The following is a 15005-nucleotide window of genomic DNA, read 5'->3' on the forward strand; positions in this document are numbered from 1 at the left end:
ACCTCCTCGCGCGGGGACAGCGCCAGCCTACGGCCGGGGTGGCCACCCCACCCGGCGGGCGGCCGGGGCTACGCGGCCTCGCGGAGGTCGGCCAGGCCGACTGGGGCGTACCGGCGGAGCAGCTCCTCCAGCTCGGCCACCGAGGCGACCTCGCCGATGACATTGGCCCCGCCGCCCTGCTCCGGGCGGTAGCGGTGCACGAGCCGGTAGCGGTACCGCCCCCGGATCAGCTGCACGCTGACCCGCCAGCGTCCGCAACATCCGCAGATCCACTCCGACACGCGGCGAACGCTAGCCCTGACCTGCGGTTTCACCATCCGGGCGAGGGTGACGAACCAGCCGGTCCGGGGACACGCCGCCCGCCGCCACCGGTGATCTGCCTCACCACTGTCAGTGGCGTCTGATTGACTGGTCGCCGTGGACCTGCCGATCAATCCCCCGGTCGAGCCGATGCTGGCCAAGAGCGTGCCCCAGCTCCCCACCGCTCCCGGTATGACGTACGAGCCGAAATGGGACGGCTTCCGCTGCATCATCTTCCGCGACGGCGACGAGGTCGAGCTGGCCAGCCGCGGCGGCAAGACGATGACCCGCTACTTCCCGGAGGTGGTCGAGCAGGCGCGGCGCCAGCTTCCGCCCCGGTGCGCGGTCGACGGCGAGCTCATCGTGATCCGCCGCGACGGCCCCGGCGGCCAGCCCCGGCTCGACTTCGAGCTGCTCGCCCAGCGGATCCACCCGGCCGCCTCCCGGGTGAAGCTGCTCGCCGAGACCACCCCGGCCGACTTCGTCGCGTTCGACCTGCTCGCCCTCGACGACGAGCTGTTCACCGACCGGCCCTACCCGCAGCGGCGGGCCCGACTGGAGCAGGCTCTCGCCAAGGTCCGGCCGCCGGTGCACGTCACCCAGATCACCACCGACGCCGAGACGGCCCGGCGCTGGTTCGACGTGTTCGAGGGGGCCGGGCTGGACGGGCTCATCGTCAAGCCGGCCGACCTGCCGTACGAGCCGGGCAAGCGGCTGATGTTCAAGGTCAAGCACGCCCGCACCGCCGACGTGGTGGTGGCCGGCTTCCGCTGGCACAAGTCCGGCCCGGTGGTCGGCTCGCTGCTGCTCGGCCTCTACGACGACGCCGGCGTGCTGCACCACATCGGGGTCAGCTCGTCGTTCACCGCGGCGCGACGCAAGGAGCTGCTGGACGAGCTGGCGCCCTACCGCGACGTCGGCGGCGACCACCCGTGGGTGCACGGCGACCACGAGCGGGGCCAGCGCATCCCCGGCGGGGTGAGCCGGTGGACCGGCAACAAGAACCTGGAGTGGGAGCCGCTGCGCCCGGAGCTGGTGGCCGAGGTCGGCTACGACGCCATGGAGGGCGACCGGCTGCGGCACACCGCCCAGTTCGTCCGCTGGCGCCCCGACCGTGATCCCCGCTCCTGCACCTACGATCAGTTGGAGCGCCCCATCCGCTACGACGTCGACCAGGTGCTGCGCGGCGATCCGGCGGCGACCGCCGGCAGCGTGTCCGGTCGGGCGTAGCCTGGCCGTCGACACGATCACGGAAGGCTGCCACGTGACCCGCTTCTCCGACCGGATCCGCCGGGTCCGGCCCGCCCGAGGGCGTATCCTCACCGGGTTCGTCGCCGCGGTGGTGCTCACCGCCGGCTGCACGCTGCCGGCCCTCGCCCCGCGGACCGAGAGCCAGGGCCCGGTGGCGGCCCCGGGCACCGCCCCGACCTGGCGCGCCTGCCCAGAGGTCCCGGACGAGCTGGTCGGCCGAGGCGCGTCCGGCATGCGCTACGAGTGCGCCCGGATCGCCGTGCCTCGCAACTGGGGCAACGGGGCCGCCAGCGGCGCGACGGCCGGGCCCGGCACCGGGGAGACCTTCGAGATCGCGCTCATCCGGATCCGGTCGAGCAAGCAGCACGACCGGATCGGCTCGCTGGTGGTCAACCCCGGCGGCCCGGGCGCCTCCGGCGTGGACACCGCCGTCTACCTCTCCTTCGGCCCCGCGTTCGGCGGGCTGCCGGCCGCCGTGACCGACCGCTTCGACATCGTCGGGTTCGACCCGCGCGGGGTGTCCCGGTCCAGCCCGGTCAAGTGCATCTCCGACGCCGACCTGGACGCCAGCTTCGGCTACGACCCCGACCCGCAGAGCCAGGCGTCGTTCGACGCGTGGACCGCGCTCAACCGGCGGATCGGCACCGGCTGCGGCACCAAGTACGGCGACCAGCTTGCGCTCTACGGCACCGAGCAGGCCGCCCGGGACATGGACGCGGTGCGCGCGGCGGTCGGCGACGACAAGCTGACCTACCTCGGCTACTCGTACGGCACCCTGCTCGGCGCGGTGTACGCCCAGCTCTACCCGCAGCGGGTGCGGGCGCTGGTCCTCGACGGCGCGGTCGACCCGCAGCAGAAGCTCATCGCCGGGTCGGAGAGCCAGACGAAGGGCTTCGAGCGGGCCTTCGACAACTTCGCCCGCTGGTGCGCGGACAACGCCGGCCGCTGCCCGATCGCGCCGGACGCCCGGGGCGCCGTCACCAGCGCCATCGACAAGGCCAAGGTCTCCCCCGTGCACAGCCGGGACGGCCGGCAGGCCACCGCGGGCTGGGTGTTCTACGCGGTCATCTCCTCCCTCTACACCGAGGCCGGCTGGCAGGAGCTGGCCCGGGCGATCGACGCGTTGCAGGGCGGCGACCCGACCGGGGTGTTTAAGCTCGCCGACGCGTACGCCGGCCGCGGCGACGACGGGCACTACTCGAACCTGTTCGACGCCAACATGGCGGTGAACTGCGCGGACGAGGCCGAGAAGCCGAGCCCTCAGCAGATCCGCCAGCTCCAGTCGCAGTGGCGCGCGAAGTACCCGCTGTTCGGTCCGGCCCTCGCGGTGAGCATGTTCGGCTGCGTGGAGTGGCCCGGCGGGCGGGACCCGTACCCGACCGGCAAGGCGGTCGGCGCCCCGCCGATCGTGGTGGTCGGCACCACCGGCGACCCGGCCACGCCCTACGAGCAGACCGCCGCACTGGCCTCCATGCTCGGCGTCGGGCGGGTGCTCACCTGGGAGGGCGAGGGGCACACGGCGTATCCGCAGACCGCCTGCATCACCGACGCCGTCGACGCGTACCTGGTCTCGCTGACCGTGCCCCGGGCCGGGCTGCGCTGCCCGGCCCGCTGACCACCGCAGATCGCCGGCTGTCGCTGTGCGAGGCTGCCGGCATGACCGGCGTGATCTTCCGGGAGGCGGTCCGCGCGGACCTGCCCGCCATCATCGCCCTGCTCGCCGACGACGTGCTGGGCAAGGCCCGTGACTTCACCGAGGTGGACGACGCGTACGAGAAGGCGTTCGCCGACGTCGACGCCGACCCGCGCAACCACCTGGTGGTCGCGGACGCCGGCGGTGAACTGGTCGGCTGCATGCAGATCACGTACATCCCGGGGCTGGGCCGGCACGGCGCCGAGCGGTCGCTGATCGAGGCGGTTCGGGTCCGCTCCGACCAGCGCGGCCGGGGGCTGGGCCGGCAGATGATGACCTGGGCCATCGACCAGGCCCGAGCGCGAGGCTGCGCGCTGGTGCAGCTCACCACCGACAAGACCCGCGCCGACGCGCACCGCTTCTATCGCAACCTCGGCTTCGTGGCCAGCCACGAGGGGATGAAGCTGGCGCTCTGACCCCGGCTCGCGGGCTGCGGCCCGGGCGACCGCTCCCCCAACCGAGGGAGCTGACTCCCCACCCTGCGGGATGATCGCCGGCGACCGGCACGGGCAGGGTGGACGGGCAGCCGACGAACGGGGAGTCAGATGTCCCCTGCCGTCGCACCGGCCACCGCCCACCCGCGGGACGGCCGGCCCGCGCCCACCTGGGCGGTCCGCGCCGCCCACCTGATCCCGCTCGCCGTCCTGCCGTCTGGGCTGTGGCGGCTCGCCCTGGTCGCCGGGGTGCCGCTCGGTGCGTACGAGCACGGCGCGCCGGCCCGCACGCACGGCTGGGAGAGCGTGTACGTCGTCTCGCTGACCGTGGTCTCCGAGGCGCTGGCGCTGCTCAGTCTCGGCCTGGTCCGCCGGTGGGGCGAGGTGTTCCCCCGCTGGCTGCCGCTGGTGAGCGGGCGCCGGGTGCCGCCGCCGTTCGCGGTCACCGTCGCCACCGCCGGCGCCGTCGGGGTCACCCTCGTCTGGGCGTACGCGGCCTGGGGCATCATCGTGCGGGGCGGCATCCTGGGCTTCTCGCCGACCGGCTTCGCCCTGCTGCTGACCTGCTACGTCCCGCTGCTCCTCTGGGGACCGCTGCTGCTGGCCGTCACCCTCGCCTACCACCGCCGCCGCTGCCGGGACTGACCGGTTGCCCGACGGGCAGGCCGAACTGCCCTGCTCGTGCCGGCGGCGCTGCCCGGTCCGCTGATGCACCGCGGTCCGCGCCGGACCGGCAGGCGCTCACTGGGTGCGGCTGGCCCGCTACGAACTTGATGACGTGGAGAAATCGGGCGAGCACCGCTCAAGGGCGAATGGCGGGCTGATCCGTTCACGTCATCAAGTTCGTAGTGGGTGACAGCCGGCGTTTCTCGCGGTCGGCCGTCGTGCCCGGCGCCGACCCGCCGGCACGCCGGCCGTGCCTGCGGGCTTCCGCTGCGCGACGCCGGTGATGAGTCAGTCGGTGGCCAGGCGGCCGTCGCGGAGGGTGAGGACGCGGTCGGCCATCTCGATCAGGGCCGGGTCGTGTGTGGCGACCAGGGCGGTCATGCCCCGGGCGTGCACCACAGCCCGGAGCAGGTCCATGATCGACCGCCCGGTCTCCGAGTCCAGTTGGCCGGTCGGCTCGTCGGCGACCAGCAGGTCCGGCTCGTTCGCCAGGGCACGGGCCACCGCCACCCGCTGCTGCTGCCCGCCGGACAGCTCATACGGGCGCTGCGCGGCGTGCCCGCCCAGCCCGACCAGCTCCAGCAGCACGGCCACCCGCTGCTCCCGCTCCGCGGCCGGCACCCTGGCCAGCCGCAGCGGCACCCCCACGTTCTCGGCCGCCGACAGGATCGGCACCAGGCCGAAGGTCTGGAAGACGAAGCCGACGGTGCCCCGGCGCAGCGCGAGCAGCTCCCGCTCGCTCGCGGCGGTCACGTCGTGCCCGGCCACCTGGACCCGCCCGCGGTCCGGCCGGTCCAGGCCGCCGACCAGGTTGAGCAGCGTGGTCTTGCCAGCGCCGGAGCGACCCCGGACCGCGACCAGCTCACCCCGCCCGGCGGAGAAGGAGACGTCCCGCACGGCGTGCACCGCGTGCTCGCCCCGCCCGAAGGTGCGGCTTACCGCCTCGACGCGGACCACGTCGTCGGTGGTGGCGACGCGCGCCGGCGCCGCGAACAGCTGCTCGCTCATGCCGCCACCTCGCTCCGCTCAGCGCCGGCACGAGGCACCACGACGCTGCACTGATGATTCGCTCGCTGACGCTCGCTCATGCCTGCTCCTTCTCGGTGTGCGCCCGGTCTCCGGGCCGCACCTCGACGTGGTCGGGTTCCAGGTTCAGCCGGACCCGGTCGCGCAGCGACAACGCGTCCACGAAGGACGCCGGGAGCTGCATCCGGCCGGTCCGGTCGAGCACCGCGTACTCCTCGCTGACCAGCTCGGTGCTGCCGTCGGCGGCGACGCGGGCGGTGCGGCGTACCTCGGAGGAGGTGCGGCCGTCGCGGATCGCGACGGTCCGGCGGACCTGGCTGGCCACGGCGTGGTCGTGGGTGACCACCACGATGGTGACGCCCAGCTCGGCGTTGATGGTCCGCAGCGCGGCGAAGACCTCGGCACCGGTCGCCTCGTCCAGCTCACCGGTCGGCTCGTCGGCGAAGAGCACCTCCGGGTCGTTGGCCACCGCCACGGCGACGGCGCAGCGCTGCTGCTCGCCGCCGCTCATCTGGCTGGGCTTCCGGTCCGCGCAGTAGCCGACGCCGACCAGGTCCAGCAGCTCGCGGGCCCGTTCGCGCCGGGCCCGGCGGCCGCCGCCACGGCGCGCCAGGTGCATCGGCAGCTCGACGTTCTCCAGCGCGGTCAGGTACGGCAGCAGGTTCCGCCCGGTCTGCTGCCAGATGAAGCCGACCATCTGACGGCGGTAGGCGAGCCGGCGCCGGTTCGACAGGGAGAGCAGGTCATACTCCGCGACCCGGGCGATGCCGGCGGTGGGGGTGTCCAGCCCGGAGAGGATGTTCAGCAGAGTCGACTTGCCGGAGCCGGAGGCGCCCACGATCGCCACCAGCTCGCCCCGATCGATGACCAGGTCGAGGCCCTGGAGGGCGACCACCTCCACGCCCTCGGTCTTGAAGATGCGCACCAGGCCGTCGCAGACGATGTGCCCGCGCAGCCGGTCCCGGCCGCCGGCCCGTTCGGCGGCGCGCTGCGCGGCGCGCTGCTGCAGGGCGGCCAGGTCCGGCACGGCGGACGCCTCGGCGATCGCTGTCATCTCAGCTCTCCTCTCCGAGCCGGAGCACCTCGCCGAGGCGCATCCGGCGGTTGTTCAGGGCCTCCACGGCGATCGCGAAGCCGAGGGCCAGCACGGCGAGGCCCAGCACGCCGGCCACCAGGCCGGGTTCGAAACGCGCCCGCACGGCGACGCCGCCGGTGAACGCGGGCAGGCCGAGCACCGGGGTGAGCAGCACCGGCAGCAACGCCCCGACCACCGCGCCGGTGAGCACCGACACCAGCACCAGCGGGGTCAGCTCGACCAGCAGCAACCCGCGCCACTGCCGGCGGGACAGTCCCATGGTGCGCAGCCGGGACAGCACCTGCCCCCGGCCCCGCGCCCCGGCCAGCACCGCGAACGCGAGCGCGAGCAGGCCCAGCGCGCCGCCGCCGGCCGCACCCATGGTGAAGCCGAATACCAGCAGCCCGTTCACCCCGCTGCCGCCCAGTTCGGCTCGGACGGCGGAGCGGGTACGCACCTCCGGCTGGCGGGGCCGCTCCCCGGCGGTGACCGCCCCGGTGCGCTGGTAGCGCTGCTGCCCCTCGCTGACCACCCGGGCCACCGCGGCCGGGTCCACCCGCTCCCCGGCCAGCACGAAACCGGTGGGGACCAGCGGATGCGGACCGTCGGCGGGCAGCGCCGGCCAGGGCAGCACCACGAACCGCTGCATGCTCCGGTCGATCAGCGGGAACTCGGTGACTGTGGCAGCGGTGCGCACCGGCAGCCGGTTGCCCTGCACGTCCAGCCAGGCGGGCCGGCGACCCTGCGGGTCGGCGAGCCCGGCGTCGGTGAACTCGTCGGCGAGCGCCGGGGAGACCAGCGCCGGCAGTGGCGTGGTGCCGTCGCCGGTGGCGCGCAGCGCGTCGGGGACGGTCACCGGTACGCCCGCGCGGCGGGCCACCTCGGCGAAGCGGGCGCCATCGACCAGCAGCACCCGGGTGTCGCCGACGCCGCCGAACCGGCCGGCCTGGTCGGCGTACGGGCGCACGTTGGGCTCGACCAGCAGCGGGGCGACCGCCCGTGCGCCGGGCAGCGCGGCCAGCGCCTCGGTGGTGTCCGGGGCGAACCGCTCCCCGTTGACCAGGATGTCCCCGGGGACGGCCCGGACTGCGGCCCGGTCCCGGCCGTTCTCGATGCCGGCCGCCACCACCCCGCAGAACGCGGCGGTGGCGACGGCGAGGACGACCACGACGAGCGGGCCGGTGGTGGCGGCCCGCCCGGCGCGGGCGGTACCGAGGAACGCGACGCTGCCCCGAGCCCGGGCGGTGAGCCGGCTGAGCAGCCGCAGCGGCCACGGATACGCGCGGAGCGCGACGAGCGCCGCGGCCACCGCCAGCAGCACCGGCACGGAGACCAGCAGCGGGTCCACCGACCCGTCGAGGGTAAGACCCCGGCGGCGCAGCAGGAACGCGCCGAGCACGGCGACGCCGAGCACGGTCACCTCGACGGTGAGCCGAACGGTGGTGGACCGCGTGCTGATCAGGTCGGCGCGGCCGGCGCCGCCCCGTGCGGCGGTCAGCGCGACGAGCGGCGGGAGCAGGGTGACCAGCAGCGCGACGAGCAGCACCCAGCGCAGCTCCGCGCCCTGCCCGGGAAGCAGGCCGGCCAGCAGCCAGCCGCCGCCCGCCGCGGCCGGCAGCACCAGCACCGACTCGGCGAGCCCGCGGCGCAGCACGGCGCCGGTCGAACCGCCCCGGGCACGCAGCAGCACGTACTCGGCGCGGCGTCGGCGCGCCGCCAGGCGGGCAGCGAGCAGCGTCAGCCCGGCCAGCGTGGCGAGCAGCCCGGCCGCGATGATCGCGAGCAGCGTACGGGCGGCGGCGAGCGATTCGGCGAACCGCCGCAGCGGGATGTCGACGCCCTGGGTGAAGCTGAGCCCGGACGGCTTGGGGGTCCGGTCGAGGCTGCTCAACCCGTCGATCAGCGCGTTGAGCTGGGCCGGGGTGAGGCGGTCCGGTGCGATCCGGTAGCGCCAGCCGAAGCTGACCGGCCAGCCGGCCTCGGCCAACGCAGCCACGCCCTCGTCAGAGGTCACCCCGGCCAGCAGGAACGGTTGTCCGTCCCCCTCGGGCTCGCCGAGCCGCAGCAACGAGGGAAGCGCGTCCCAGATCCCGCCCTGCGTGTCGACCGGTCGGAACACCCCGACCAGGGTGATGTTCTGGCGCCTGATCGGCGCACCGTTGCTGTCCAGGATGGCGAGCGTGAACCGGTTGCCGACGCGCAGTCCGAGCCGGCCGGCGACCGGGTCGGCGAGGGCCACCTCGACCGAGCGGTCGGCGGGCTTGCCCGTGGCGGGCCACCGGCCCTCGACCAGGGCCGCCGCGTCCTCGATTCCGCTCACCGTCCGCACGCTGAGATCGATCAGCCCCTTGTCGGCGGTCAACGCCGGTCCCCTCAGCCGGGCGAACGAGGTCTGCGCGGTGAACCACCGCTGGCCGATCACCCGCTGCACGACGGGCGGCATCCGCTCCTGGTAGGTGTCCAGGTCGGCCGCCCGGCCGGCGAGTACCTCCCGGCTTCCGGACCGGATCTGCACCTCCACCGTCTGGTAGGTCAGGTCGCGGCGAGCCACCGGCTGCGCCGCCACGTACTCCCGCAGCCCCTGTCCGGTGAGCCGGTCGGCCAGGCGCGGCACCGCTGTGATCAACAGGGCGGTGACCAGGGTCAGCACCGCGAGGAGGAGGAAATGGCCTCCGTACGCCCGGACCCGCCGGGCCACCCTGAACAGACTCATCGCTCTCCCCCGATCCGCAGCTGCACGGCGGCCACCCGCTGGCGGATGCCGGTGGTGATGAAGGCGGCGAAGGCCAGCGCGGCGAGCAGCAGCCCGGCCGCGGTCAGGCCGATCGGCGTCCACGGCACCGTGAAGACCGCCTCCGGCACCGGCCGGCCGGCGGCCGGGGTGAGGATCACCAGCGGCACCATGGTGGCCGCGACCCCGGCCCCCACCAGCAGCCCGACGCCGACCCCGATGCCGGCCAGGAAGGCCTGCTCGGCGAGGAGGGCCCGGGCCAGCAGCCGGGCGTTCGCGCCCAGCGTGTTCAGCACGGCGAACTCGGTCAGCCGGTGCCGGGTGGTGGCCCAGACATCCACGGCGAGACCGACCAGGGCGAGCAGCACCGACCCCAGCGCGGCGGCCAGCAGCCCGACGCGGGCCCCCCGCCAGTACGGGTCGTGGGCGGCGTCCGCCGCCACCTGCCGCCGGTCGATCAGGGTGGTCCCGGAGAACTCGGCGAGGGCCGTGGCCGCGGCGCCGTGGCCGCTGTCGTCGGTGCCCAGCCACCACTCGGCCGTCGACCGGACCGTGCCCTGCTGGCGTATCAGCAGGTTGTTGGCGGCCGGTAGGTCCAGCAGCACCCCGTCGCCGGCGGTGCCGGGGACGGCCTTGACCTGCCCGAGCACCGTCACCGGCAGGGAGACCCCGGACAGCGACAGGGTGACCGTGTCGCCGGTCCGGACGTCCAGCGCCGCGGCGGCACCGGGCGTGACCAGCGCCGGCACGGGCGGGTCGTCCCCGACGGGCACCACGGTGATCCGGGCCGGGGGCGCGCTGATGTACTCCCGGAGGCCCTCGGGCACCAGGAACCGCCGGGTGGCGTCCACGGAGCCCCCGTCGACCCGGGCCACCGCCCGGTCCCCCTCCTCGCCGCTGATCCGCCACCCGCCGTCGAGGGCCAGTGGCCGAGTGCCGCCGGCCGCGTCGGTGAGCCGGAGGCCGTCGATCCGCAGCCGGTAGGTGACGCCGACCGCCTCGCCGCCATCGGCCTCGAACCCGGCCAGCCGCAACGGGACGCCGCCGGTGTCGGGCAGCGGCACGGAGAAGGGCACCGGCCGCCCGTCGCCCTCGGCGACCGCCAGCGGCAGCCGCCAGGCCGTGCCGGAGTCCGTGGTGAGCAGCGCGGCCACGGACACCTTCGGCACCTCGAACCGTGTCTCGACGGGGGTGCGGACAGTGCCGGCGAGCGCCCGCGCGCCGGCCGGAAGGGCGGTCCCCGCGGGCGCGACCCGCTTGCGGGCCAGCCGGTCGAGCAACGCGTCACCGGACGCGTTACCGGCGGCGTCGTCGAGCCGGAGCAGGCCGGCAGCGCCGACGGCGTCCAGGCTCACCACGGTCGCCTCCCGGGTGTCGCGGCCGAGTCGCACGTCGTCGCGCCAGGCCGGCAGCACCCGGTCCAGCCCGGGCGCCGCGGCGAGTTGGCCCGCCCGGCCGGCTGGCGCGCTCCCGTTCCGCTCGACCAGCCGCAGGTCGGCGCCCACGCTGTGCCGGGCCTGGTCCCGGTGCGACCGCTCCCAGGAAGCGACCAACGACCAGGCGAGCGTGCTGCTGCCGACGGCCAGGGCGAGCAGCAGCACCGGCCCGGCGTGCGGCCGGCGGCCGGCCTGCCACATGCCGAACATGGTGGCCGTCCACGGCCGCCGGTCGACGAACCGCTCGGCGACCCGGGTAGTCGGGGGAAGCAGCCGCAGCGCTACCACCGCGCCGGCCAGCACCCCGATGGTGGGCGCGGCGGCGAGCAGCGGGTCGATGCCGAGCTGTCCGCCGGCCCCGGCCAGCGGCGACGAGTACTGCCGGAGCTGGGTCCAGGCGAGCACGGCGAGCGCGACGAGGGCCAGGTCGACGCTGGCCCGCTGCACCGCCGCGCCCCGGGTCGGGCGCGACCGGGCCGCCATGTCGGCGACGTAGGTGCCGGCCCGGCGCAGCGCGGGCACCACCATGGCGAGCAGGCAGCCGACCGCGGCGGCGACCGCGACCACCCAGACCTGGGCGAGGCCGCTGTCGGCCAGCCGCAGGTCGGCGCCGAGCCGGTGTACGGCCTGCCCGGTCAGCGGCGGGGCGAGCAGCAGGGCCGGCGCCACCACCAGAGTCGCCTCCCGGACGGCGAGACCGGCGAGCTGGCCGCGGGCGGCGCCCCGGGCGCGCAGCAGCGCGGTCTGCGCCCGGCGGTCCTCGTTGAGCAGCGCGGCGACCAGCACCAGCGCGTACCCGCCGAGCACCACGATCAGCAGCAGCGGGGTGAGCAGGGCGGACCGGCCCACCAGGTCGGCCCGGCCGAGCCGGTCGATCAGCTGGTCCAGCTTGGTGACGGCCTGCGCGGAGGAACCGAGGCCGGTGCTCTCGGGGATCTTCGCCGAGATGGTGGCGACGGCGGTCTTGACCGACGCCAGCCGGCTCGGCTCGACCACCGCGAGGTCGGGCTGCACCAGCCAGGACGCCGAGACCGAGCCGGGGAAGGTACGGGCGAAGTCCGCCGGGTCCAGCGCGAACGGCCCGTACGAGGTGACCGTGCCCGGGTCGCCCTCGCCCACCCCGGGAGCCAGCCGCCAGTACGCCTCGGCCGGGTCACGCGGTCGCCAGATGCCAGCGACCACCACGGCGCCGGCCCGCTCGGCGCTACGGTCGTAGAGCGGCACCCGGTCGCCGGCGCTCAGTCCGAGCTGGCCGGCGACCTTCTCCGGCAGCGTCACCTGCAGCGGCGTCGCCCCCGGCGTCGGCCACGACCCGGCGGTGAGCTGGGCGTGCGCGGCCAGGTCGTCGAGGGTGCCGAGGTTGGCGAAGACCGGGTCGTCGCCGACCCGGACGGCGCCGAGATCCCCGGTCAGCTCCCGCCCGGTGCCGTAGCGGGCCGCGGCGACGGTGACCGGCACCTCGCCCAGGCCAACGGCGAACTGGCCCCGGACCGCCCGGTCCCGCTCGGCGTACGCGGCCGCGTCCGGGCCACCGGAACCGCTGATCAGCAGGCTGCGTTCCTCGGCCGGGGCGGCGTCGAGCACCGCCCGCGCCCCGGCGTCGACGGCCCGCCGGTTGTAGTCGGAGAGCCCGGTGACCAGCGCCACCGCGACCAGGGCCGCAACGGCGGCGGCGAGCAGCAGCCCGCGCGCCTCGACGGCCCGCCTCCACACCAACTTCATCCGACGCCCTCCCCTGGCCCCCGTCGGGCCGATGAAAAGGAAGAGCGGTCGGGGGGCGGGAAAGGTTCGCGCCCGTTACATGATCGTTATCTGGCGCGGAAGCGCCGACCTGACAGCGGCCTGCTTCGATGGCGCCATGGTTACCGAGATCCTGCTTGCCATAATCCTGCTGCTGCTCGTGGCGCAGTTCGCCGGGAGCCGGCAGCGCACCCCCACGGACTATCGGCTGGCGGAGATCGAGCGCCGGCTCGACCTGGTCATGGCGCACCTGGGCGTGACCGACCCCGGATCCGAGCTGCCCGAGGTGCGGGCGCACCTGGCCCGGGGCGAAACGATCAAAGCGATCGCGGCGTACCGCCGGGCGACGGGCGCGGACCTACGCACCGCCAAGGCCGCGGTGGAGGCGCTCGCAGGCCAGCACTGAGTGGTCAGCTCCGCGGCCGGTCGCGGTCCTTGGAGGGCTGCACCCGCTTCGGCTCGCCCGGCATCTTCGGGTATTCCGGCGGGTACGGCAGGTCGCCCTGCCCGGCCGCGGCGTCCCGCTCGGCCCACTCCAGCAACGGGCTGATGTCCCACGGGGCATCGTCGATGCCGGCGTGCGGGTCACCCCGCTCGGCCAGCCGGGCCGGCACGCTGCGCAGGTCGAAGTCGTCCGGGTCCACCTGGGTCAGCTCGTCCCAGTCGACCGGGGTGGAGACGGTGGCCCGCCCGTTGGCGCGCAGCGAGTACGCGCAGGCGATGGTCCGGTCCCGGGCCATCTGGTTGAAGTCCACGAACACCCGGCTGCCGCGCTGCTCCTTCCACCAGGCGGTGGTGACCAGCTCGGGGCGGCGGCGTTCCAGCTCCCGGGCCAGCGCGATGGTGGCCCGGCGCACCTCGACGAACGTCCAGCGCGGCTGGATGCGCAGGTAGACGTGCACGCCCCGGCCGCCGGAGGTCTTCGGCCAGCCGGGCACCCCCAGCTCGTCCAGCAGCGCCCGCAGCTCACCGGCGGCGGTGACCGCGTCGGCGAAGTCGGTGCCGGGCTGCGGGTCCAGGTCGATCCGCAGCTCGTCGGGGCGGTCGACGTCGGCGGCGCGGACCGGCCACGCGTGGAAGACCACGGTGCCCATCTGCGCGGCCCAGGCCACGTGGGCCAGGTCGGCCGGGCAGAGCTCCGCCGCCTTCCGGCCGCTCGGGAAGCTGATCTCCGCGGTCCGGATCCACGGGGGTACGCCCCGGGCCGGCACCCGCTTCTGGAAGAACATCTCCCCCTCGATGCCCTCGGGGAAGCGTTGCAGCGTGGTGGGCCGGTCGCGCAGGGCGCGCATGATCCCCTCGCCGACCGACAGGTAGTAGTGGAAGACGTCCGCCTTGGTGAAGCCGCGCTGCGGGAAGATGACCCGGTCCGGGCTGCTCAGCCGGACGGTGTGCCCGGCGACCTCGATCTCCTCGGCTGCGGCCTTGGTGCCAGCCATTGGGCGACCATATGCGATGCCAGTGACACCCGACGTACCGTTGACCGGTGAGTCTTTCCGAGAGCGAACTGCCCACCACCGAGGAAGAGTGGCGGGTCCGGCTGAGCCCCGAGGAGTTCCGGGTGCTCCGCGAGCACGGCACCGAGCGGCCGTGGACCGGCGAGTACGTCGACACCAAGACCCCCGGCGTCTACCACTGCCGGGCCTGCGGGGCGGAGCTGTTCCGCAGCGAGGACAAGTTCGACTCGCACTGCGGCTGGCCCAGCTTCGACGACGCGATCCCCGGGGCGGTGAAGGAGATTCCCGACAACACCCTCGGCATGCGGCGTACGGAGATCCGCTGCGCGCGGTGCGACAGCCATCTCGGGCACGTCTTCGAGGGTGAGGGCTTCACCCCCAGGGACATCCGGCACTGCGTGAACTCGGTCTCGATCCGGCTGGAGCCGAAGCAGGGCTGAGGGGCCGCCCGGTGGCGCCGGGCGCTCAGAGCAGCAGCCGGCAGCCCCGCTCGTCTACCGCGTCGGCGGACTCGTCGTCCAGCCAGACACCGCCGGTGGCGAGGTAGCGGAAGTGGTGCTCGCCGGGGCCGAGCCGGACGGTGACCGTCCGGGTGCCGTCCCGGCGGGCCACCAGCTCGTGCCGGCCGGGTTCCCAGTCGTTGAAGCAGCCGACCACGCTCACCGCGCCGGCCGGGGTGTCCCGCGGCAGGCAGAAGGTGACCCGGGTCTGGGTGCCGAAGAGCTTGTTGCGCTTGATCACGTGGTCCTCCGGGGGGTGTCGGGGCGGTCACCAGGCCTAACGTCCGACACGCCGGGGGCGACTCGCCGTCGAGCCGGACCAGATTCCCCGATTCCGGTTGCCCGCCTGTGTCGCTTGCTCGACGCTGGGGTGACGTGTCCATATCGGGGGGATTTGTAATGGCTACCTGCGAGGTATGCGGTAACGACTACTGGGGGGCGTTCGAGGTCCGCACGGCCAGCGGGGCGGTGCACACCTTCGACTCCTTCGAGTGCGCCATCCACCGGATGGCGCCGATCTGCGAGCACTGCCAGATCAAGATCGCCGGCCACGGCGTCGAGGTCAACGGCCGCTTCTTCTGCTGCGCCCACTGTGCCCGCGCCGTCGAGGGCGCCCAGGGCGCGGAGGTACGCGACGCGGTGGGCGCCCGCCCGTCCTGACGTGAGGGAAGGGCCGCTGTTAACGCCTTCGGTTGT

The 15005-nt window shown here is 74.7% G+C and carries 14 protein-coding genes; 7 read left to right on the forward strand and 7 right to left on the reverse strand.

The window, feature by feature from the left end:
• Nucleotides 1–68 precede the first annotated feature (68 nt).
• Nucleotides 69–281, reverse strand: a complete 213-nt coding sequence (locus FXF52_RS08800) for a hypothetical protein (RefSeq protein WP_148795261.1) — start codon at nt 279–281, stop codon at nt 69–71.
• 136 nt (nt 282–417) lie between these two features.
• Here FXF52_RS08800 and FXF52_RS08805 point away from each other — a divergent pair, with 136 nt between their 5' ends.
• From FXF52_RS08805 to FXF52_RS08820, 4 genes are all read left to right on the forward strand, one after another.
• Nucleotides 418–1530 (forward strand): ATP-dependent DNA ligase, encoded by a 1113-nt coding sequence (locus FXF52_RS08805; protein ID WP_148795263.1) that lies wholly within the window; start codon nt 418–420, stop codon nt 1528–1530.
• A gap of 85 nt (nt 1531–1615) precedes the next feature.
• A complete protein-coding gene (locus tag FXF52_RS08810; RefSeq protein WP_370517910.1) occupies nt 1616–3166 on the forward strand; it encodes an alpha/beta hydrolase in 1551 nt (516 codons plus the stop codon).
• 41 nt (nt 3167–3207) lie between these two features.
• On the forward strand, nt 3208–3660 hold the full coding sequence (locus FXF52_RS08815; protein ID WP_148795267.1) for a GNAT family N-acetyltransferase: 453 nt from the start codon (nt 3208–3210) through the stop codon (nt 3658–3660).
• Nucleotides 3661–3789: 129 nt separating this feature from the next.
• Nucleotides 3790–4323: a hypothetical protein gene (locus FXF52_RS08820; protein WP_148795269.1), complete on the forward strand. Its 534-nt coding sequence runs from the start codon at nt 3790–3792 to the stop codon at nt 4321–4323.
• Between the two features lie 309 nt (nt 4324–4632).
• Here the strand turns inward: FXF52_RS08820 and FXF52_RS08825 are convergent, their stop codons facing one another.
• From FXF52_RS08825 to FXF52_RS08840, 4 genes are all read right to left on the reverse strand, one after another.
• Complete coding sequence (locus tag FXF52_RS08825) at nt 4633–5352, reverse strand: ABC transporter ATP-binding protein (protein ID WP_148795271.1); 720 nt, start codon at nt 5350–5352, stop codon at nt 4633–4635.
• Nucleotides 5353–5428: 76 nt separating this feature from the next.
• Complete coding sequence (locus tag FXF52_RS08830; protein WP_148795273.1) at nt 5429–6424, reverse strand: ABC transporter ATP-binding protein; 996 nt, start codon at nt 6422–6424, stop codon at nt 5429–5431.
• Between the two features lies 1 nt (nt 6425).
• The gene (locus FXF52_RS08835; RefSeq protein WP_148795274.1) at nt 6426–9158 is read right to left on the reverse strand and encodes an FtsX-like permease family protein; all 2733 of its coding nucleotides are present in this window, start codon (nt 9156–9158) and stop codon (nt 6426–6428) included.
• Nucleotides 9155–12334, reverse strand: coding sequence for an FtsX-like permease family protein (locus tag FXF52_RS08840; protein ID WP_148795276.1), 3180 nt, complete (start codon nt 12332–12334; stop codon nt 9155–9157). The genes FXF52_RS08835 and FXF52_RS08840 overlap by 4 nt, the downstream gene beginning before the upstream one ends.
• Nucleotides 12335–12470: 136 nt before the next feature.
• Here FXF52_RS08840 and FXF52_RS08845 point away from each other — a divergent pair, with 136 nt between their 5' ends.
• Nucleotides 12471–12758: a hypothetical protein gene (locus FXF52_RS08845; RefSeq protein ID WP_222870452.1), complete on the forward strand. Its 288-nt coding sequence runs from the start codon at nt 12471–12473 to the stop codon at nt 12756–12758.
• Nucleotides 12759–12762: 4 nt separating this feature from the next.
• Here the strand turns inward: FXF52_RS08845 and ligD are convergent, their stop codons facing one another.
• A complete protein-coding gene (gene ligD / locus FXF52_RS08850) occupies nt 12763–13791 on the reverse strand; it encodes a non-homologous end-joining DNA ligase (protein WP_148795278.1) in 1029 nt (342 codons plus the stop codon).
• Between the two features lie 47 nt (nt 13792–13838).
• On the opposite strand from ligD, the gene msrB reads away from it, so the two are divergent.
• Nucleotides 13839–14249, forward strand: coding sequence for a peptide-methionine (R)-S-oxide reductase MsrB (msrB, locus tag FXF52_RS08855; protein WP_148795280.1), 411 nt, complete (start codon nt 13839–13841; stop codon nt 14247–14249).
• Nucleotides 14250–14274: 25 nt separating this feature from the next.
• Here msrB and FXF52_RS08860 read toward each other — a convergent pair whose 3' ends face one another.
• Nucleotides 14275–14550, reverse strand: coding sequence for an isoamylase early set domain-containing protein (locus tag FXF52_RS08860; protein WP_148795282.1), 276 nt, complete (start codon nt 14548–14550; stop codon nt 14275–14277).
• A 158-nt stretch (nt 14551–14708) separates the two neighbouring features.
• Here FXF52_RS08860 and FXF52_RS08865 point away from each other — a divergent pair, with 158 nt between their 5' ends.
• Complete coding sequence (locus FXF52_RS08865) at nt 14709–14969, forward strand: Prokaryotic metallothionein (RefSeq protein WP_073835399.1); 261 nt, start codon at nt 14709–14711, stop codon at nt 14967–14969.
• The last annotated feature ends 36 nt before the right edge of the window (nt 14970–15005 follow it).

Source organism: Micromonospora sp. MP36 (assembly GCF_008119785.1).
In the GTDB taxonomy this organism is placed as follows: Bacteria; Actinomycetota; Actinomycetes; order Mycobacteriales; family Micromonosporaceae; genus Micromonospora.

What these genes read in the sequence shown, in the direction of transcription:
- FXF52_RS08815 (WP_148795267.1), top strand. Translation starts at nt 3,208, where the DNA reads ATGACCGGCGTGATCTTCCGGGAGGCGGTCCGCGCGGACCTGCCCGCC.
- FXF52_RS08820 (WP_148795269.1), top strand. Translation starts at nt 3,790, where the DNA reads ATGTCCCCTGCCGTCGCACCGGCCACCGCCCACCCGCGGGACGGCCGG.
- FXF52_RS08825 (WP_148795271.1), bottom strand. Translation starts at nt 5,352, where the DNA reads ATGAGCGAGCAGCTGTTCGCGGCGCCGGCGCGCGTCGCCACCACCGAC.
- FXF52_RS08830 (WP_148795273.1), bottom strand. Translation starts at nt 6,424, where the DNA reads ATGACAGCGATCGCCGAGGCGTCCGCCGTGCCGGACCTGGCCGCCCTG.
- FXF52_RS08835 (WP_148795274.1), bottom strand. Translation starts at nt 9,158, where the DNA reads ATGAGTCTGTTCAGGGTGGCCCGGCGGGTCCGGGCGTACGGAGGCCAT.
- FXF52_RS08840 (WP_148795276.1), bottom strand. Translation starts at nt 12,334, where the DNA reads ATGAAGTTGGTGTGGAGGCGGGCCGTCGAGGCGCGCGGGCTGCTGCTC.
- FXF52_RS08845 (WP_222870452.1), top strand. Translation starts at nt 12,471, where the DNA reads ATGGTTACCGAGATCCTGCTTGCCATAATCCTGCTGCTGCTCGTGGCG.
- ligD (WP_148795278.1), bottom strand. Translation starts at nt 13,791, where the DNA reads ATGGCTGGCACCAAGGCCGCAGCCGAGGAGATCGAGGTCGCCGGGCAC.
- FXF52_RS08865 (WP_073835399.1), top strand. Translation starts at nt 14,709, where the DNA reads ATGGCTACCTGCGAGGTATGCGGTAACGACTACTGGGGGGCGTTCGAG.